The organism is Glycomyces xiaoerkulensis, assembly GCF_002798405.1.
Classification (GTDB): Bacteria; Actinomycetota; Actinomycetes; order Mycobacteriales; family Micromonosporaceae; genus Glycomyces; species Glycomyces xiaoerkulensis.
In genome coordinates, this window is the sequence record NZ_PGGV01000034.1 from 37802 (window position 1) to 55760 (window position 17959).

General features: G+C 70.1%; 22 protein-coding genes. 4 read left to right on the forward strand and 18 right to left on the reverse strand.

Features of this window, described 5'->3' with window-relative positions; all coding sequences use genetic code 11:
• The first annotated feature begins 15 nt into the window (after positions 1-15).
• Positions 16-954, forward strand: a complete 939-nt coding sequence (locus CUT39_RS15970; protein WP_100448467.1) for a carbohydrate ABC transporter permease — start codon at positions 16-18, stop codon at positions 952-954.
• A 1-nt stretch (position 955) separates the two neighbouring features.
• Positions 956-1846 carry a carbohydrate ABC transporter permease gene (locus tag CUT39_RS15975; RefSeq protein ID WP_100448366.1) on the forward strand — a complete coding sequence of 297 codons (891 nt, stop codon included), beginning with the start codon at positions 956-958 and terminating at the stop codon, positions 1844-1846.
• A 51-nt stretch (positions 1847-1897) separates the two neighbouring features.
• On the opposite strand, the gene CUT39_RS15980 is transcribed toward CUT39_RS15975, so the two are convergent.
• Both CUT39_RS15980 and CUT39_RS15985 read right to left on the reverse strand, forming a co-directional pair.
• Positions 1898-2380: a hypothetical protein gene (locus CUT39_RS15980; protein WP_100448368.1), complete on the reverse strand. Its 483-nt coding sequence runs from the start codon at positions 2378-2380 to the stop codon at positions 1898-1900.
• Between the two features lie 96 nt (positions 2381-2476).
• Entirely contained in the window at positions 2477-3439 is a 963-nt protein-coding gene (locus tag CUT39_RS15985) for a zinc-binding dehydrogenase (RefSeq protein ID WP_100448370.1), read from the reverse strand.
• A 189-nt stretch (positions 3440-3628) separates the two neighbouring features.
• On the opposite strand from CUT39_RS15985, the gene sodN reads away from it, so the two are divergent.
• Positions 3629-4036 (forward strand): superoxide dismutase, Ni, encoded by a 408-nt coding sequence (gene sodN, locus CUT39_RS15990; protein WP_100448372.1) that lies wholly within the window; start codon positions 3629-3631, stop codon positions 4034-4036.
• Positions 4037-4213: 177 nt separating this feature from the next.
• Positions 4214-4660 (forward strand): ATP-binding protein, encoded by a 447-nt coding sequence (locus CUT39_RS15995; protein WP_157930745.1) that lies wholly within the window; start codon positions 4214-4216, stop codon positions 4658-4660.
• A gap of 112 nt (positions 4661-4772) precedes the next feature.
• On the opposite strand, the gene CUT39_RS16000 is transcribed toward CUT39_RS15995, so the two are convergent.
• The 16 genes from CUT39_RS16000 to rpsP form a co-directional block, all read right to left on the reverse strand.
• A complete protein-coding gene (locus CUT39_RS16000; RefSeq protein ID WP_100448376.1) occupies positions 4773-5033 on the reverse strand; it encodes a WhiB family transcriptional regulator in 261 nt (86 codons plus the stop codon).
• An 810-nt stretch (positions 5034-5843) separates the two neighbouring features.
• Positions 5844-6791 carry a diacylglycerol/lipid kinase family protein gene (locus CUT39_RS16005; protein WP_232805789.1) on the reverse strand — a complete coding sequence of 316 codons (948 nt, stop codon included), beginning with the start codon at positions 6789-6791 and terminating at the stop codon, positions 5844-5846.
• Complete coding sequence (locus CUT39_RS16010) at positions 6680-7984, reverse strand: CbiX/SirB N-terminal domain-containing protein (RefSeq protein WP_198587190.1); 1305 nt, start codon at positions 7982-7984, stop codon at positions 6680-6682. The genes CUT39_RS16005 and CUT39_RS16010 overlap by 112 nt, the downstream gene beginning before the upstream one ends.
• A complete protein-coding gene (locus CUT39_RS16015; protein ID WP_100448382.1) occupies positions 7966-8673 on the reverse strand; it encodes a phosphoadenylyl-sulfate reductase in 708 nt (235 codons plus the stop codon). Before CUT39_RS16015 ends, CUT39_RS16010 begins: the two co-directional genes overlap by 19 nt.
• A gap of 4 nt (positions 8674-8677) precedes the next feature.
• A complete protein-coding gene (locus CUT39_RS16020) occupies positions 8678-8926 on the reverse strand; it encodes a hypothetical protein (protein WP_100448384.1) in 249 nt (82 codons plus the stop codon).
• On the reverse strand, positions 8923-10587 hold the full coding sequence (locus CUT39_RS16025) for a nitrite/sulfite reductase (RefSeq protein WP_232805783.1): 1665 nt from the start codon (positions 10585-10587) through the stop codon (positions 8923-8925). The genes CUT39_RS16020 and CUT39_RS16025 overlap by 4 nt, the downstream gene beginning before the upstream one ends.
• Positions 10588-10800: 213 nt before the next feature.
• Positions 10801-12279, reverse strand: coding sequence for a sensor histidine kinase (locus CUT39_RS16030; RefSeq protein WP_100448388.1), 1479 nt, complete (start codon positions 12277-12279; stop codon positions 10801-10803).
• A 50-nt stretch (positions 12280-12329) separates the two neighbouring features.
• Positions 12330-12632, reverse strand: a complete 303-nt coding sequence (locus tag CUT39_RS16035; RefSeq protein WP_100448390.1) for a DUF2469 domain-containing protein — start codon at positions 12630-12632, stop codon at positions 12330-12332.
• Positions 12629-13351 carry a ribonuclease HII gene (locus CUT39_RS16040; protein ID WP_232805784.1) on the reverse strand — a complete coding sequence of 241 codons (723 nt, stop codon included), beginning with the start codon at positions 13349-13351 and terminating at the stop codon, positions 12629-12631. The genes CUT39_RS16035 and CUT39_RS16040 overlap by 4 nt, the downstream gene beginning before the upstream one ends.
• A 2-nt stretch (positions 13352-13353) precedes the next feature.
• Entirely contained in the window at positions 13354-14055 is a 702-nt protein-coding gene (gene lepB / locus CUT39_RS16045; RefSeq protein ID WP_232805785.1) for a signal peptidase I, read from the reverse strand.
• Positions 14052-15224, reverse strand: a complete 1173-nt coding sequence (lepB, locus tag CUT39_RS16050) for a signal peptidase I (RefSeq protein ID WP_157930746.1) — start codon at positions 15222-15224, stop codon at positions 14052-14054. The genes lepB (CUT39_RS16045) and lepB (CUT39_RS16050) overlap by 4 nt, the downstream gene beginning before the upstream one ends.
• Positions 15225-15304: 80 nt before the next feature.
• Entirely contained in the window at positions 15305-15655 is a 351-nt protein-coding gene (gene rplS / locus CUT39_RS16055; protein WP_100448396.1) for a 50S ribosomal protein L19, read from the reverse strand.
• Positions 15656-15745: 90 nt separating this feature from the next.
• Complete coding sequence (gene trmD, locus CUT39_RS16060; protein ID WP_100448398.1) at positions 15746-16516, reverse strand: tRNA (guanosine(37)-N1)-methyltransferase TrmD; 771 nt, start codon at positions 16514-16516, stop codon at positions 15746-15748.
• On the reverse strand, positions 16516-17016 hold the full coding sequence (gene rimM / locus CUT39_RS16065) for a ribosome maturation factor RimM (RefSeq protein WP_100448400.1): 501 nt from the start codon (positions 17014-17016) through the stop codon (positions 16516-16518). The genes trmD and rimM overlap by 1 nt, the downstream gene beginning before the upstream one ends.
• 64 nt (positions 17017-17080) lie before the next feature.
• A complete protein-coding gene (locus tag CUT39_RS16070; RefSeq protein ID WP_100448402.1) occupies positions 17081-17314 on the reverse strand; it encodes an RNA-binding protein in 234 nt (77 codons plus the stop codon).
• On the reverse strand, positions 17314-17913 hold the full coding sequence (rpsP, locus tag CUT39_RS16075) for a 30S ribosomal protein S16 (protein WP_100448404.1): 600 nt from the start codon (positions 17911-17913) through the stop codon (positions 17314-17316). The genes CUT39_RS16070 and rpsP overlap by 1 nt, the downstream gene beginning before the upstream one ends.
• Positions 17914-17959 lie beyond the last annotated feature (46 nt).

Consider the following 17959-nt stretch of genomic DNA (forward strand, 5'->3'; position numbering starts at 1 on the left):
CATAGGACGTCAATGATGACAACCGACACTCAGGCGCCCGATGCGGCGCCGACGGCGGACAAGCCCCCGTCGCCCACCCCGACCGCGGTGAAACGGCGTTCCTGGACCGGCCTCTGGTTCGTGCTGCCGTTCGCGGCGGTGTACGTGGTGTTCCTGCTGTGGCCGATGATCCTCGGCCTCTACTACTCCTTCACCGACAAGAGCCTCACCGGCCGCCCGGTCTCCTGGATCGGGCTCGACAACTGGACCGAGGCCTTCGGCGACGAGCGGGCCTGGCAGTCGCTGCTCAACACCGCCGAGTTCACCCTCTACAGCACCCCGCCGCTGGTGATCCTCGCTCTGGCGCTGGCGCTGCTGACCCACCGGGCCCGCAAGCTGGGCTGGTTCCTGCGCCTGTCGTTCTTCGCCCCGTTCGTCGTCCCGGTCTCGGTGGTGACGATGCTCTGGATGTGGCTGTACCAGCCCGACGGCGGCCTCATCAACCACTACCTGGGAGCCTGGGGCCTCGGCGGCGACCACCTCTGGGTGTTCCAGGAGCACGCCATGGGCTCGGTCGTGATCACCACCGTGTGGTGGACGCTCGGGTTCAACTTCCTGCTGTACCTCGCGGCCCTGCAGGCCATCCCCAACGAGGTCTACGAGGCGGCCGACATCGACGGCGCCAACTGGTGGCAGAAGACCGTGCGGATCACCATCCCGCTGCTCAAACGCATCACGGCGCTCGTCATCGTGCTGCAGCTCATCAACTCGCTGCGCATCTTCGACCAGTACTACCTCATGGCGGGCGGCGGCACGAACCTCTCGCCCGAGAAGGTCGCCATCCAGCACATATACGAGATGGGCTTCACCGGCCTGCGCGTCGGATACGCCTCGGCCCTCTCCTACATCCTGTTCGTCTTCATCTTGATCGTCGCCATCGTGCAGCTCCGGCTGCTGTCCAGGAAGGAGGACTGACGTGACCGCCGTAGACACGAGGCCGCGTACCTCCAAGGCCAAGCCCCGACCACTGCCCAGAAAGCGCAAACGCATCACCGCCGGGAGCGCCCTGGTCTACATCAGCGCCTTCTTCCTGGCCCTGCTGTGGCTGGTGCCGTTCCTGTGGGCGCTGTCCACCTCATTCAAGACCGAGACCGACGCCAGTCTCGGGCAGCCCATCCGGTGGCTGCCGCCCGAGTGGTCCGTCGAGGGCTACCGGACCGTGCTCGAACGCGGCGACCACGTGACCTGGATGATCAACTCCACGGTCGTGTCCACCATCGTCACGGTGCTGACGCTGGTGCTCTGCGTGCTCGCCGCCTACGCGTTCTCCCGGCTCGAGTTCCCGTTCAAGAGGACCATCTACGGCGTCATCCTCGCCGGGATCATGATCCCTCCGCAGGCGATCATCATCCCGCTGTTCGACGTCGTCAGCTCCCTGAAGATGGTCGACACCTACTGGGGCCTGGCGCTCCCGCAGGTGGTCGCCCCGGTGATGATCTTCATCCTCAAGCGGTTCTTCGACGGCATCCCGCGGGACTACGAGGAGGCCGCGACGCTCGACGGCGCCGGGCACCTCCGGATCCTGCGGAGCGTCATCCTGCCGCTGTCGGGGCCGATCCTGGCCGCGGTCGGCATCTTCACCTTCATCCTCTCCTGGAACAACTTCCTGTGGCCGCTGCTGGTCGCCAACGACCCCTCGATCATGACCCTGCCGGTCGGTCTCGGCGTCGTCGCCGGCGGCTACGGCCTGTTCTACGCCCAGAACATGGCCGCCGCCGTCCTCGGCGCGCTGCCGCTGCTGATCGTGTTCCTGATCTTCCAGAAGCAGATCGTCAGGGGTGTCGCGGGAGTCGGCCTCAGCCGCTGACCGCGGACGTCCGGGGCGGGGCCGTCGCCCCGCCCCGGACCTGCTCCCTCCTCACAGGAAACCGATCCGCTCGAAGCACGAGGCCGGGCTCCAGCCCACCGTCGTGCCGGACCGGACCCTGATCCACTCGTAATCCCAGGCCAGGCCCTCGCAGCTCAGCGCCTTGCCGCCCTCGCGCGCAAAGCAGGAGCCGCGGACCTCTTCATCGTGGTAAAGCCGGACCAGGCGCCCCGAGGTCCACTCCTTCTCGGTGAAGACCGAGACGCCGAAGATCGCGTCCACCTCGTAGCGGCACAGCAGGAGCTGCTCCCCCGCCGCCTCGGTCGACAGGATCGCCGGCCGCACCGACGCCGAGTGGGACCCCGAGTCGTCGACGGGCTCCGCGGCCGAGCCCTCGCCCCGCTCCACGATCACGACCACCACCGCCACGATGAGCGCGGCGATCGCGAGCTTCACCGCAAGCTTCTTGGCGACGGCCCACCCGGTGCCGAGCGCGGACTTCAGACCGTCCTTGATCCCGTCTACGACTGACATGGTCGCCCCCCATCGGCTCGATGTCACCTAACAGGGTGGGGGCCCGCGGGCCCGGGCGGCGGCGGAACGGCCCAGAAACCCGCCCCAGAGTCGTAGTTACGACACAGTGAGCACCACCTTGCCGAACGCCTCGCCCGAATCCAGCCGACGCAGGGCCGCCTCGGCGTCCGTCAATGCGTGGGTCGAGTCGATCACGGGCCTGACGTCCAGTTCCTCGCAGAATGCGATGAGTCCGGCGAGTTCGTCCCGGGTGCCCATCGTCGAGCCGACGATCTCGAGCTGCTTGAAGAACACGTGCCGCAGGTCCACCCGGGCCGCGTGGCCACCGGTGACACCGCAGGTGACCAGGCGGCCGCCGGGCTTGAGCGACTTGATCGAGTGCTCCACGACCGGCTCGCCGACCGAGTCGACGACCACGTCGACGCGCTCGGGCAGCCGCTCGCCCGGTTCGACGGCCTCGGCGCCGAGGTCGGCGGCCCGGGCGCGGCGCTCGGGCGCGCGGCCGGCGGCGTAGACCCGGGCGCCCAGGGCCCGGGCCAGGACGATCGCGGCGCTGGCGACGCCGCCGCCGGTGCCCTGCACCAGGACCGCGCCGTCCTTCGGGAGGCGCCCGCGGGTGGTGAGCATCCGCCAAGCGGTCAGGTAGGCGGTGGGCAGGCAGGCGGCCTCGGCGGCGCTCCAGCCGGCCGGCTTGGGCAGGAGATTGCGGGCGGGGACGGCGACGCTCTCGGCGAGCGTGCCCGGGTAGAGCTCCGACAGCAGGCTCCGCTTCGGGTCCAGGGTCTCGTCCTCGATCGAGGGGTCGGCGATGACGGAGTGGACCACGACCTCCTCGCCGTCGTCGGTCAGGCCGACGGCGTCGGTGCCCAGGATCATGGGGCACTGCTCCTGCCGCAGGCCCACGCCGGAGAGGGACCACAGGTCGTGGTGGTTGACCGCGGCTGCCGCCAGACGGAGGCGCGTCCACTCCGGAGGCGTTTCGGGCGGATCGATCTCCCCCACCGAGAGCGCCGAGAAGCGGTCGTCGGGGTTCACGTTGCGGGCGTAGGCGGCTAGCATCGGTGATCGACCTCCGGTCGGGCGAGTCTTCGAGGCGGGCAACCGGCCCGGCGGAGAACATACTGTCCAATGAGTTCTTTCCGAGGTCCGGTGTTGCGTCTCTAACTGTAGGGGTACCCACCGAATCGGCCCTGCGAGAGGTAGGGTCGGCGTTGGAATCACACCCACTGGAAAGAAGCTGGAGGGGCAATGTTCAAGCCTCTGTTCAGGCGGCTGCTGCCGCAGATCTCGGCTTCGGCTCACTGCGACCTGCCGTGCGGGGTCTACGACCCGGCGCAGGCCCGCATCGAAGCGGAGTCGGTCAAAGGGATCTGCGAGAAGTACCAGGCCAACGAGGACCCCGAGTTCCGCACTCGTGCTCTGATGATCAAGGAGCAGCGGTCGCAGTTGGTCAAGGAGCACCTGTGGGTGCTGTGGACCGACTACTTCAAGCCGCCGCACTTCGAGAAGTACCCGCAGCTTCACGTGCTGGTCAACGAGGCGACGAAGCTCGCCGGCGCGACCGGCTCCAAGGGCTCGGCCGACCCGCAGGTCGCCGACGAGCTGCTGGCGAAGATCGACCAGATCGCGGAGATCTTCTGGGAGACCAAGAAATAGGGTTCGGCGCGCGACGACCACCGCGAGGCGCTCGGCCGGCCCCCGGAACCGCGGGGTGCCGCCGGGCGCTTCGTGTTGAATCGGGATTCACCCTATGGGGCGGTCCCCCTTCATGGGAGCCTCCCACTATTCTTTGTCCGGGAGCTGGACACAACGGTACAAGGAGCGGCGATGCCGGTGAGCGACGAACGCGACGACGTGCTGCTGCTCGACGTTCCCACGGCAGGCGACTACCTGTCCGTGCTTCCGACGGCGACCGCCGCGGTGGCGACGAGGCTGGGCTTCTCGCTGGACGAGATCGAGGACCTGCGGGCGGCGGTGAACGCGGCGGTGACGCTGCTGATCCCGCCCGAGTCGGGCCGTCCGCGGCCGTTCCGGCGGCGCGGCGGCGCCGAGGACCCGTTGAGCTGCCGGCTGGAGGTGGGGGCCGAGGACCTGCGGATCGTGCTGAGCCGCCTCGGCGGCGAGGACCTGCCGGACTCGAACACCTATCAGTGGCAGGTGCTGCGGGCGCTGACCGACGAGGTCGCCTCCGAGCGGGAGGGCTCGGCGTCCACGATCACCATCCGGCAGCAGCGGCCGTCGACCGAGGCCGACGCCGACACGCAGGCGCACCGGATCTGAGCGTTTCCGGGCCCGGACAGCTTGAAGGCCCGGCACTGGGCCGGGCCGTCCAAGCGTCTGTCTCAAATGTTAGGGATGGGGCTTCAAGGGGACTGCCAACGAGCGTCGGCGCTCAACCGGCCTGCGCGGCCAGCGGGCGCAGGGCACCGGAACGACGCTTGAGCTCGCGGCGCTCCATTTCGCTCATGCCACCCCATACGCCGGCGTCCTGGCCGGTCTCGAGAGCCCACCGCAGGCACTCCTCGGTGACAGGGCAGCGCCTGCAGACGCTCTTGGCCTGCTCAATCTGCGTCAAGGCCGGGCCGGTGTCCCCGATGGGGAAGAACAGCTCGGGGTCCTCGTCACGGCAAATGGCCTCGTGGCGCCAATCCATCAAACATCTCCTTGCTTAATTTCAGAAGTTCGCTGACACGGTGTTGTGACTAGCTTGCGGTTCGGGCGTTTCGCGGTTCGGTTCCTTAGTCGCGCAATCACGTCCAGTAGTGCTTTGAGGACGGTTGCCGAGATGCGGGGATGCCCCGGGGCGCTCACGATCCGTGAGCGGTCTCCGACCGCGGAAACCGTCGTCGGCGTGAGCACGAGGGACACTCGCCACCGCATCAGCGTCATTGCTGAACGCCTGGGCACAAGCGAGAGCATCCGCCTTCGCCGCGGGTCGGCCGTTCGACTTGCGACGGCCCGCACCTGGACCCGACCACCTTGTGAATACTTTCACAAGGACTGCATTTGTCAAGAGGTTCGACCCGGAAATCAGCATGAAGTGAGTGAACTCACCGCGCTACCTCGACAAAGACTCACGGGCCTGCCTTCCGGACGCCGCCGGGACCCCTACCGCGGGCCCACGGAGGCGGCTCCCACACGGCCCCCGGAGGGGGCGCTGACAGCGAGTCGAACCGGTTTGACACACTGGTACTCAGACTGGACTAAGTTAAGGCTCCGCAAGCGTCGCCAAGACTGAGTACGCGGCACAATGCTCTTCCAAATGCCCGGTCAAAACGCACCGAAAATACGATATTCGTTTGTGAAGTCTCAACGCCGCCCTACGAGGCGTAGCCTTGCAAGCCAAGAATTGGCTTCCTCGGCGACGTCCGCGGGCCTTGAATTGGCCCAGCAAGGCGGCGAAATCAACCTTGCCCGCTCCCGTTCGACTTGTCAACACCCACGCTCAGGTTTTCCCAAGTTGTTAGCGGGCCACCCGCAATGCCCCGGGAACCGAAGTGAGTTCCAGTTCCGTGCGCTCTCCGAGATAGTCCCCGTCGAGCTGGAAGGCCTGCGGAAGCGACGCACGCAACACAATCCCGGACAGGTCGTGATGCGTGACCGCATGCTTACCGTCAGGGCCCTCGCGACCCACCAAGAGCGAGGCTGCGGTGCGGGCTGCAGCCGTCAGCCCAAGTTTACGCAGAATCAACACGTCAAGTCCAGCATTAAACGACGCCCGCGCGTTGAGATTCACCGGAAGGGTGCCCAAGTAGGTCCAGGGCGCGCAGTTCTGGACCACCACCATCCCGGTCGAGGAGTCGGTCTCCCCCGACGGCAGCCCGATCTCCACCGATTCGCCCTCGACCCCGTGCTCGTTCAGCTCCGCCATGACCGCACGCGCGTAATGGGCCCCGAAGTTGCGGCCGTTGCGCCGATAGGTCTCGACACGCCGGATGACCGACGCGTCCCAGCCGAGTCCGGCGCAGAAGGTGAACAGGCGGTCCTCCTTCTCGTCGACGGCCCGGCCGAGGCTGACCGTGCGGGTCCGACCCTCCGCCAGGGCCTCGGCGATCGCTCCCACCGCCTTGCGGCGGTCCCAGGGCAGCCCGAGGGCCCGCGCGAACACATTGGTGGACCCGCCGGGGATGGGGGCGAACACCGGGGCCTCGCCGGCGGTGCGGCCGTCGGCGAGGATGCCGTTGACGACCTCGTTGACCGTGCCGTCGCCGCCGAGGCTGAGGACCACGTCGAAGCGCTTCTCGGCGCCGCGCCTGGCGAGCTGCTCGGCGTGGCCGCGGTGCCGGGTGTGCACGACGTTCAGGTCGAGCACCTCCTCCAGCCTCTTGACCACGCGCCGGAGGCGGCGCCGGGAGGTGGACGACGCTCTCGGATTGGCGATGAGCAGACCGCGCCGAGGCGCTGCTTGCAGGGCGTGCATAAGCGCAGCGTAGCCCGGGATACGGTGGCGGTGTGAACGAAACCGACGCCGACATGGGCGCCGTCACCGAATCGCCCGGTGACGCGGGCCGCCCTTGGACCGTGATCGTGGCTGCGGGCATGTTCCGGCTCGTCGCGGCCGGACTGGCCGCCTCCGGCGTGTGGGGCGTCACTCGGATCATCGCCGGCGAGGTCGATTCGGTCGGCGGGGCCGCGGGAGTCTCGGTGCTCGCCTGGCTGCTGGCGGCCTACTACTGGTTCATCGGCCGGCGGCTGATGCAGGCGCGCGACATCATCGCTCAGGGGCTGTTCCAGGCCCTGCTGTGGCTGCCGGTGGGCTACTACCTCCGCGAGGCCGCGCAGGACGGCTACGGCCTCGCCGCGTGGGGCCTGGCGGCGGCGATGGCCGCACTCCTGTTGGCGCCTCCGACGCGCCGGGCGGTCGGATTCGGCGACGGCCGCCCGCCGTTCGCCGCGGACGACTAAGTTCATCGCCGCCCGGGCGGCGATGAGCGCCAGCAGCTCCGGGGCCGGCCCGAGCGGCTCGCCGGCCCAGAACGCCCCCGCCGAGCGGGCCGAGGCCACGGCCGTGTCGCAGAGCTTGCCGGGGGCGATGAAGTAGCAGACCGCGGCGATCCGTTCGCACCCCTGCACCCGCAGTTGCTCCACCGCTCCGGCACCGTCGGGCCCCGGGCCCGAGGCGAACCCGGCCGCGGCCGGGACCCCGAGCCTCCGGCCGGCCGCGGCGGCGACGGCCCCGACGTGGGCCCGCCCGGCGTCGACGCGGGTGCCTGCGGCGAGCACCGCCAGTCCGTCGGCGTCCTCGGGCAGACCCCGGACCAGGGCCGCGGCGAGGGAGGCATCCCCGACCGGGTCGGTGGCGGTCACCGTCAGGCCGGTGCGCTCCTCCTCGGCCCGCCGCGCCACCCGCGGCAGGTCGGTCCGGGAGTGGTAGGCGTCGGTCAGCAGCAGCGGAACCGCCACGGCGCGCTCGGCGCCCTCGTCGGCCAGCGCGCACAGCACGTCCACCGGGTCGGGCTCGTTGAACTCCAGGAACCCGGCCTTCGCGCCGGCTTCCGCGGCGATGGCGCGCACGACCGCCGGCGACCTCGGGTCGGGGCTGCCGTGCGCGACGAGCACGACCGGAGTCGGGGCGGCGCGCATGGTCAGACGTGCAGACCGCACTCGGACTTGTCGAAGGCCGCCCAGCGGCCGGCGCGCGGGTCCTCCCCCGGCTCGGTGCGGCGGGTGCACGGCCAGCAGCCGATGGACCGGAAGCCGTCGCTCAGCAGCGGGTTGACCGGGATGTTGTGGCGCTCGATGTAGGAGAGCTGGTCGGCCTCGGTCCACTTCGCGATCGGGGAGATCTTGACCTTCCTGCGGCTGACGTCGAAGTCGGCCACGCGGGTGTTCGCGCGGGTGGCGCTCTCGTCGCGCCGCAGGCCGGTGGCCCAGGCGTCGTAGTCGGCCAGCGCCCGGTTCAGCGGCAGGACCTTGCGCAGGGCGCAGCACTCGTCGGGCGCGCGGTCGAACAGCCGGGGGCCGAACTCGGCGTCCTGCTCCAGCACCGACTGGTCGGGCTGGATGGATCGGACGTTGACATCCATGGTGGAGGCCACGAAGTCGCGGACCTCGAGGGTCTCGGGGAAGTGGAGACCGGTGTCGAGGAAGACCACGTCGAGGCCGGGGGCGACCTGGGCGGCGAGGTGGATCACGGCGGCGTCGGCCATCGAGGAGGTCACGCAGAAGCGCTCGCCGAACTCGCCGACGGCCCACTCGATGATCTCGGTGGCCGTGGCGTCTTCGAGCCGCTCTCCCGCTTCGACGGCGAGGTCCCGGAGTTCGAAGGGGTCCCGGTTCGTCGTGGTGCTCATGCGATTACTCCGATTCGGGGTCCGGCGGAGTCAGTCCGCCTGAAAGCTTCGGGCGCGCGGCGCCCGCGGTGTCGGGGGGCGCGATGACGGCGGGGGTCGCCATCCCGTGGTATTTCAAGGTGAACACCCGGGTGCAGTCGCTGCAGTGCCATCCGCCTCGTGTCTCGACGTCGTTGTCGCTGTCGGGCTCGTAGGGGCGCAGGTCCTCCTCCCCGCAGTACGGGCAGTGGTAGGGGACGACGCGGCCGCTCACTTCAGGTCCTCTTCGTCGGCGCGGTGGACCCACTGGGCGAACGACTCCCCGGCGTCGGACCTGCCGTCGAGGTAGCGCCGGGTGATGCGCTCGACGTAGTCGCCGAGGTCGGCGGAGGCGACCTTGAGTCCGCGGGCCTTGCGGCCCAGGCTCGCCGCGCCGGCGTGGCCGCCGCCGAGGTGGACCTGGAAGCCCTCGACCTGCTCCCCGTCGACCATCATGAGCTGGCCTTTGAGGCCGATGTCGGCGGTCTGGGTGCGGGCGCAGGCGTTGGGGCAGCCGTTGACGTGGACCGAGATCGGCACGTCGAGTTCGGGGACGCGCTTCTCGAGCTCGGCGATGAGGTCGCGGGCGCGGTCCTTGGTGTCGACGATGGCGAGCTTGCAGAACTCGATGCCGGTGCAGGCCATGGTGGAGCGGCGCCACGGCGAGGGTTCGGCGGTGAGGCCGATCGCCTCGAGGTCGGCCTTGGCCGCCTCGACGCGGTCGCCGGGGACGTCGAGCACCAGCAGCTTCTGCAGCGGCGTGGTGCGGATGCGGTCCGAGCCGTACTTCTCGGCGACGTCGGCGAGCTGGTCGAGCAGTGTGCCGGAGACGCGGCCGGCGACCGGCGCGACGCCGATGTAGTAGTTGCCGTCGCGCTGCCGGTGGACGCCGACGTGGTCGATGAGCTTCTCGGCCGCGGGCGGCGCCTCGAGGTCGGGGAGCTTCCGGCCCAGGTAGGCGTCGGACTCCAGGACCTCCCGGAACTTCTCGGGGCCCCAGTCCTTGATCAGGAACTTCAGGCGGGCGCGGGTGCGCAGGCGCCGGTAGCCCCAGTCGCGGAAGATCCGCGTGACCCCGAGCCAGACGTCGACCAGGTCCTCCTGGGCCACCCACACGCCGAGCCGCTTGGCGAACATCGGGTTGGTGGACAGGCCGCCGCCGACCCACAGGTCGAAGCCGGGCCCGTGCACGGGGTGGTGGGCGCCGATCAGGGAGAAGTCGTTGGCGTCGTACGGGGTGTCGGGGAGCCAGCCGATGGAGGTCTTGTACTTGCGCGGCAGGTTCGACAGGCTCCGGTCACCGATGAACCGGTCGTTGATCTCCCGGATCTGCGGTGTGGGGTCGATGGCCTCCTCGTCGGCGACCCCGGCGACCGGCGAGCCGAGGATGACCCGCGGGCAGTCGCCGCAGGCCTCCTGGCTGTCGAGGCCGACCGCCTCGAGGCGGCGCCAGATCTCGGGGACGTCCTCGATCTCGATCCAGTGGTACTGGACGTTCTCGCGGTCGGTGACGTCGGCGGTGTCGCGGGCGAACTCCTTGGAGATGCCGGCGACGGTGCGGAGCTGCTCGCGGCTGAGCTGGCCGCCGTCCATGCGGACGCGCATCATGAAGTAGCGGTCGTCGAGGTCCTCGTCCTCCAGGACGGCGGTCCGACCGCCCTCGATGCCGGGCCGGCGCTGCGTGTACAGGCCCCACCAGCGGAAGCGGCCGCGCAGGTCGGCCGGGTCGATCGAGTCGAAGCCGGCGTGCGCGTAGACGTTCTCGATGCGCTGCCGCACATTGAGCGGATTGTCGTCCTTTTTGGACTGCTCGTTCTTGTTCAGCGGCTCCCGGTGGCCCAGGGCCCATTGGCCTTGGCCCTTCGGGCGGCTGGGTTTGCGCGTTGGCGTTGGCACAGTTCTCCTGGATGCAGACACGGGTGTGGCACGATTCGACGGCTCGGCGAGCCGGAGATTAAGCGCGCATCAGACAAGCGGCGCTGGACACACGGCAGAAATCCACGTGGCGGCGTGCCACGAGTCGGAGTCCGTGCGCAGAAGACATGCCAGCAAGCATGCCATACCTGGCGGGGAAACGACAGTCTCGTCCCGGTACCTGGAACCGGGCGGTCATTGCAGGGTGAAGTCGACCACGGCCTCGGTGCCGCCGTCGCCGAGGGGCCGCATGTCGATGGTGCCGCGCAGCTCCCCGGTGACGAGCGTGTGGACGATCTGCAGTCCGAGCCGGTTGGAGGCGGCGATCCGGAAGCCCTCCGGCAGGCCCTTGCCCTGGTCGCTGACCGTGACGCGGAACCGGTCGCCGTCCCGCTCGACGCCGATGACGACCTCGCCCTCCTGTCCGGGCGGGTAGGCGTGTTCGACCGCGTTCTGGATCAGCTCGTTGACGACCATCACCAGCGGGGTCGCGTACTCGCTGGGCAGCACCCCGAAAGTGCCCTCGCGGCGGAGCTTCACCTTCGATTCGGCCACCGAGACCTCCACGGCCATCGAGGCCACGCGGTCGACGATGTGGTCGAAGCCGACCGACTCGTCCGACGACTGCGCCAGCGTCTCGTGGACCAGCGCGATCGAGGCCACCCGCGTCACCGACTCCTCCAGCGAGACTCGCGCCTGCGGGGAGCCGACGCGGCGGGCCTGGAGCCGCAGCAGCGCGGCCACGGTCTGGAGGTTGTTCTTGACGCGGTGGTGGATCTCCCGGATCGTGGCGTCCTTGGTGACCAGCTCCCGGTCGAGGCGCCGCACCTCGGTGACATCGCGGACCAGCACCAGGGCGCCGGCCGCCTTGCCGCCGGGCCGCAGCGGCAGCGCCCTCATCAGGACCGTGGCGCCGCGCGCCTCGATCTCCTTGCGGCGGGGGGTGCCGCCGGCCAGCGCCTCGGTGATGCGGCGGGCGATGTCGGCGCCGGCCTGGCCGTCGCCGGGCAGGCTGCGGGTCAGCTCGGCCAGGTCGCGGTCGCGCAGGTGCCCGGTCACGCCCATGCGCCGGTAGGCCGACAGGGCGTTGGGCGAGGAGTAGCGGACCAGACCGTCGGCGCCGATCCGGACCAGGCCGTCGCCGATCCGCGGGGCGGTGGTCGGCTCGCCGGGCAGCAGCGGCGGCGGGAATCCGCCGTCGGTGAGCATCTGGACCAGGTAGTCGGCGGTCTTGAGGTAGTTGAGCTCCAGGTGGGAGGGGCTGCGGGTGTCGGAGAGGTTGGTGTCGCGGGCGGCTACGGCGATCACCTGGCTCCGGTCGCGGCGCCGGACCGGGATGGCCTCGTGGCGGGCGGCGACGTCGCCGCGCCAGACCGGGTCGCCCTCGCGGTGGATCCGGCCCTCGGCGAAGGCGATGCCCAGGTGACGGGCGTCCTCGCCGTCGACGATGCGCCCCACCTGGTCCTCCTCGTAGGCCGTCGGCCCGGTGGTGGGCCGGACCTGGGCGAGGCAGACGAACCGGCCCGGGCGGTCCTCGACCACGCCCCACAGCAGGAAGTCGGCGAAGGACAGGTCGGCCAGGAGCTGCCACTCGGCGACCAGCCGCTGCAGATGGGCGGCGGAGTTCGACGACAGGGAGGTGTGGGAGCTGATCACGTCGCGCAGTGTTGACACGCGACCATCCTAGCGGCGAACCCGCCCGCCGCCGCGGTCCCGATTCCCGGCTAAGGCAGCGTCATATCTGGTTTGTCCAGCTCTTCGACGTTGACGTCCTTGAAGCTCAGGACCCGGACGTGCTTGACGAAGCGGGCCGGCCGGTACATGTCCCACACCCAGGCGTCGTGCATCTCGACCTCGAAGTAGGTCTCGGCGTCGGCGCCGCGCACGTGGACCTCCACCGCGTTGGCCAGGTAGAACCGCCGCTCGGTCTCGACGACGTAGGTGAACTGCTGCACGATGTCCCGGTACTCCCGGTACAGCCGCAGCTCCATGTCGGTCTCGTACTTTTCGAGGTCCTCGGCGCTCAACGCTCCTCCTTCTCAACGGCCGTTCCCACGATAGTGCGCGCCGACCCCGCGCGCCCCGCGGCTGGCCCGCCGGCGCCGCGGTCCAGGTGGACGGCCACATTCGCGTACGACAGCCGGTGCGCCTCGCACGGACCCCACCGCTCCAGCGCCGCCGAGTGGGCGCGCGTCCCGTACCCCTTGTGACCGGAGAAGCCGTAGCGGGGGTGGCGGCCGTCCAGCTCCTCCATCAGCCTGTCGCGGGTGACCTTGGCGACCACGCCGGCGGCGGCCACGCACGCCGCGGTCCGGTCGCCCTTGACCACGCCCAAGGAGGGGACCGGCATCCCCGGCACCCGGAAGCCGTCGGTGAGGACGTAGCCGGGGCGCACCGCCAGGCGCGCCACCGCCAGCCGCATGCCCTCCAGGTTGCACGCCCCGAGCCCGCGCTCGTCGATCTCGGCCGGCTCGTAGGCGGCCACCGCCAGGTGGGCCCGGCCGCGCCCGAGCCGCTCGAAGACGCGCTCGCGGGAGGCGGCCGTCATCAGCTTGGAATCGTCGAGCTCGTCGAGGCGGGCGCGCGGCGGCAGGATCACGGCCGCCACCACCAGCGGCCCGGCGCAGGCGCCCCGGCCGGCCTCGTCGACCCCGGCCACCGGGCCGAGGCCCCGCCGCTGCAGTGCCGCCTCCAACGCGTACAGGTCGCCCTCGCGGCGCATCCGGGACTGAACTGGACGCAGCACGGTCAGGACGGTTCGGGGACGCCCTCGAACGTCTCCGGGGCGGAGAACCAGGTCGCGTTGTCGAAGGGCCAGAACAGCACGAACGCCTTGCCGATGACGTCGTCGGCGTCGACTGTCGAGGAGACCACGTCGCCGCCGGTGCGGACGTAGCGCTCGCGCGAGTCGCCCGAGGCCTCTCGGTGGTCGCCCATCACCCACACCCGGCCGTCGGGGACCACGACGTCGAAGGCGTCGGGGCTCGGCGCGTCCCGCTCGCCGGTCAGCGGGTCGGCGTACAGGTAGTCGCCCTCCTCGAGCGGATGCCCGTTGACGGTGATCCGTCCGTCGTCGTCGCAGCACACCACGTGGTCGCCGCCGACGGCGATCACCCGCTTGATGAACTCGTCCTCGTCGAAGTTCGACCGCCACGACTCGGGGGCGGTGAACACGACGATGTCGCCCCGCTCGGGCTCGGAGAAGTCGTAGACGAGCTTGTTGACCAGCACCCGGTCGTTGAGCTCGAGCGTCGTCTCCATCGAACCGGAAGGGATGTAATAGGTCTGGATGACGAACGAGCGCACCAGCACGGCTACGAGGATGGCCACCCCGAGCAGGATGGGCAGTTCCTTCCAGAACGACCCCTTCTTCTTCCGGGGTTGCTTATCGGAGGATTCCTCGGCGCCGCCACCGCCGTCGGCGCCCGGCGTCTGCCCTTCTTCGATCACGGTGCGAGTCTACGCGGTCGCGCCGCGACCGCTGGGGCGCCCATCACCGTGGCGGGCAAGGCGGGCGGAAGTTGGCCGTGGAACGGGGCATGGCTCCCCGGAGCGGGGAGCGCCTCGGTCCTCCCGTCCGCGGGGTCCTCCAGGACGTCGAAGGAGTCGGGGATCTCCAGGTTCCGGGCGCGGTCGGTCGGCCACACCAGGCTGATGGCCCTGCCGATGATGTTCTCGACCGGCACCGGGCCCTGGCAGCGCGAGTCCTGGGAGTTGCCGCGGTGGTCGCCCATGACCCACACGTGCCCCTCGGGCACGGCCACCTCCTCGAACCGTCGCGCGTGGCACGAGCCCGGCTCGACGTCCATTGGGGCGTTGTCGTAGACGTACTCGTCCTCGTGGAGCGAGATCCCGTTGACCACCACGTTGCCGTCGTCGTCGCAGCAGGCGACCGAATCGCCGCCGACCGCGATCACCCGCTTGATGAAGTCCTTCTCGTCGGGCTCGGCCAGACCGACCAGGTCGAGCACGGCGGTGGTGAAGTCGGAGACGAGGCTGCCGCCACCGGTGGGCCGGTACTCCGGGTCCCACCGGTCGGTGCCGCGGAAGACCACGACCTCGCCGCGCTGCGGGGAGCGCAGCACGGAGGTGAGCTTGAGGACCAGGACCTTGTCGCCCTCCTGGAGGGTCTGCTCCATGGAACCGGAGGGGATGTAGAACGGCTGGACGGCGAACGTCCGCAGCAGCACCGCCGCCGAGAACGCCACCACCAGCAGCAGCGGCAGCTCGACCCACAGCGACAGGTAATGGCGCTTGTGAGGCTGCGACAGGCGGCTCTCGGGCCCCTTCTTCGGCGGTTCTCCGCCCGCCGGGGCCGGTCGGCGGCCCGCGAACTGCCGGTGGGTTCCGGTGACGCGGTCGTAGGATCCCGTGACCTGCGGCCGGGAGCCGGTGCGTCCGTCGCCGACGCGCGGGGCGCGCTCGGAGGGGGAGCCCGCCCGGGGCCCGGCGGGTCCGCGTCCGGGCGGTGGGGCGCCGCGCCGCACGGGACGCCGGCCGGGTGGAGGCGGAGGCGGGGCGCCCGCGGACGGGTCGCCGGGTCCGGGTAGCCGGCCCCAGTCGATGCGGCGGCGCGGACGCTCCGGGGGCGCGCCGTCGTCGGGGGGGCCGGGTCTCATGCGGACGAGCCTAACGGAAAACGCCGACAAAGAGAAAACCCCGGACGCTCGGGTCCGGGGCCGAAAGCGTATGGCGCGGGCTAGGCTTCGCGCTTCTCCTTGATCTTGGTCGCCGCCTTGCCCTTGCGTCCGCGCAGGTAGTAGAGCTTGGCGCGGCGGACCTTGCCCCGCTGGGCGATCTCGATCTTGTCGATCATCGGTCCGTGGACCGGGAAGGTGCGCTCGACGCCGATGCCGTAGCTCAGCTTGCGGACGGTGAAGGTCTCACCGATGCCGGCGCCGTGGCGGCGGATGACGACGCCCTGGAACACCTGGACACGGGACCGCGCACCCTCCTGCACTCGGACGTGCACTCGGACGGTGTCACCGGGACGGAAGTCCGGCAGGTCGGCCCGCATGGAAGCAGCGTTCAGCTCATCCAGAACGTTCATTGATCTCAACCCTCGTTGATTCAGAAAAGATGCTCAGTCATTCGCCGCGAGTGGTCCGGCCTGAACGATCCGCACATCACGGCAACTTCACTACTCTGCCACATAGTCGTCGGGCAGATCGAAGCCGGCCCCTCGGAGTAGGCGCCGGTCACGTTCGTCGAGGCTAGCGCGGGCCGGACCGGCGAGCAAGTCGGGGCGGGCGGCGGCGGTGCGCAGCAGCGCCCGGTCGCGGCGCCACCGCTCCACCCTGCCGTGGTCGCCCGACAGCAGCACCGGCGGAACGTCGTGGCCCCGCCACGAGGCCGGGCGGGTGTAGGCGGGCGCCTCCAGCAGACCGTCGTTGTGGGACTCGTCGGCCAGGGACGCGGCGTTGCCGAGCACGCCCGGCAGCAGCCGGGCCACGGCCTCGACGATGGCCAGGACGGCGACCTCGCCGCCGAACAGGACGTAGTCCCCTATCGACACCTCGGTGACGGTCATGCGCTCGGCGGCGTGGTCGACCACCCGCTGGTCGATGCCCTCGTACCGTCCACAGGCGAACATCAGCCAGGGCTCGCCCGCGAGCTCGCGCGCCATCGCCTGGGTGAACGGCCGCCCGGCCGGGCTCGTCACCAGCAGATGCGGCCGCTCCTCCCCCGGGATCAGCTCGTCGAAGCACTCGCCCCACGGCTGCGGCTTCATCACCATGCCCGCGCCGCCGCCGGCGGGCGGGCCGTCCACCGAGTGGTGGACATCGTGGGTCCAGCGCCGGAGGTCGTGGACGTTCAGATCGAGCAGGCCCCGCTCGCGGGCGCGGCCGATGAGCGACAGCTCCAGCGGTGCGAGGTATTCGGGGAAGACCGAGACCACGTCGACTCGCATCACAGCTCCAGCAGGCCGGGAGGCAGGTCCACGGCGACGGTCTCGGCGTCGAGGTCGATCTCGCGGATCATCTCCTCGACGAACGGGATGAGCGCCGGACGCTCGCCGCGGCGCCTTACCACCAGCGTGTCGTGGGCCGGGCCGTGGTCGACCCTGGAGACCGTCCCGATCTCGGTTCCGTCGGCCTCGACGACGGTGAGACCGATGAGCTGGACGTCGTGCAGTTCGTCGTCCTCGATCTCCTCGGCGGGATCGATCTCGACGCTCAACTCCGTGCCGCGCAGGGCCTCGGCGGCGTCGCGGCCGCGGACGCCCTCGAGCACCAGCATCGGGCGCCCCTGATGCCAGCGCACGCTCTCGGCCCGCAGCGTCCCGGAGCCGGTCCGGAACTCGGCGCCGGGCCGGAAGCGGCGTTCGGGCTCATCGGTGCGGACCTCGACGACGACCTCGCCGCGCACCCCGTGCGGGCGGACGATCCTGCCCACCACGACCTGTGTCAACGGTGCAACCTCTCCCAACACGAACACGGCCCCGGAGGCGGACTCCGGGGCCGTGCGGCGAGACTCAGTAGGAATCTACGACCTCGACTCGGATGCCGCGGCCTCCGATCGAGCCGATGACCTGACGCAAGGCGTTGACGGTCCGACCACCCCGGCCGATGACGGTCCCGAGGTCGTCCGGGTTGACCCGGACCTCGAGGCGTTTGCCGCGACGGGAGTCGACCAGACGGACCCTGACATCGTCGGGGTGGTCGACGATGCCTTTGACGAGGTGTTCAAGCGCTGGCCGCAACACGATTACTCCCCTTTGTCTTCAGCGGGCGCGGCCGACTTGGACTCGGCATTGGCCTCAGTCTCGGCTTCGCCCTCGGACTCGGCCTCGGCCTTCGCCTTCGGCTCGGACTTGGTCTCGGACTTCTCGTCGGTCTTCGCCTTCGGCTCGGACTTGGCCGACTCGTCCTGCTTCTCGGCGCTCTTCTTGGACTTCGAAGTCGACTTCTTCGCGGACTTCTTGGCCTTCTCCGCCTCGGCGGCCTCGGCCGCCTTGGCCGGGTCGATGCCGACCTCCTTGAGGGCGGCGGCGTAGAGCGCGTCCTTGTCGGGCTTCGGCTCCGCCTCCTCGAGCGGGGCCGGGGCCGGCAGGCCCTTGAAATGCTGCCAGTCGCCGGTCTTGCACAACAGCTTCTTGACCGGCTCCGACGGCTGGGCGCCCACCCCGAGCCAGTACTGGACCCGCTCCGAATCGATGTTGATGCGGGACGGGCTCTCCTTCGGGTGATAGATACCGAGGTTCTCGATAACCTTGCCGTCCCGCTTGGTGCGGGAATCGGCCACGACGATGCGGTACTGAGGACTTCTGATCTTCCCCAGTCGCGTGAGGCGAATCTTTACTGCCACGTTCCTGTAACTCCTGTAGTAAGGATCACGTCAGCGCAGCCGCTTG

What these genes read in the sequence shown, in the direction of transcription:
- rplS (WP_100448396.1), bottom strand. Translation starts at nt 15,655, where the DNA reads ATGAACGTTCTGGATGAGCTGAACGCTGCTTCCATGCGGGCCGACCTG.
- CUT39_RS15980 (WP_100448368.1), bottom strand. Translation starts at nt 2,380, where the DNA reads ATGTCAGTCGTAGACGGGATCAAGGACGGTCTGAAGTCCGCGCTCGGC.
- CUT39_RS15985 (WP_100448370.1), bottom strand. Translation starts at nt 3,439, where the DNA reads ATGCTAGCCGCCTACGCCCGCAACGTGAACCCCGACGACCGCTTCTCG.
- CUT39_RS16015 (WP_100448382.1), bottom strand. Translation starts at nt 8,673, where the DNA reads ATGAGCACCACGACGAACCGGGACCCCTTCGAACTCCGGGACCTCGCC.
- lepB (WP_157930746.1), bottom strand. Translation starts at nt 15,224, where the DNA reads ATGAGACCCGGCCCCCCCGACGACGGCGCGCCCCCGGAGCGTCCGCGC.
- CUT39_RS15970 (WP_100448467.1), top strand. Translation starts at nt 16, where the DNA reads ATGACAACCGACACTCAGGCGCCCGATGCGGCGCCGACGGCGGACAAG.
- trmD (WP_100448398.1), bottom strand. Translation starts at nt 16,516, where the DNA reads ATGCGAGTCGACGTGGTCTCGGTCTTCCCCGAATACCTCGCACCGCTG.
- CUT39_RS16000 (WP_100448376.1), bottom strand. Translation starts at nt 5,033, where the DNA reads ATGGATTGGCGCCACGAGGCCATTTGCCGTGACGAGGACCCCGAGCTG.
- sodN (WP_100448372.1), top strand. Translation starts at nt 3,629, where the DNA reads ATGTTCAAGCCTCTGTTCAGGCGGCTGCTGCCGCAGATCTCGGCTTCG.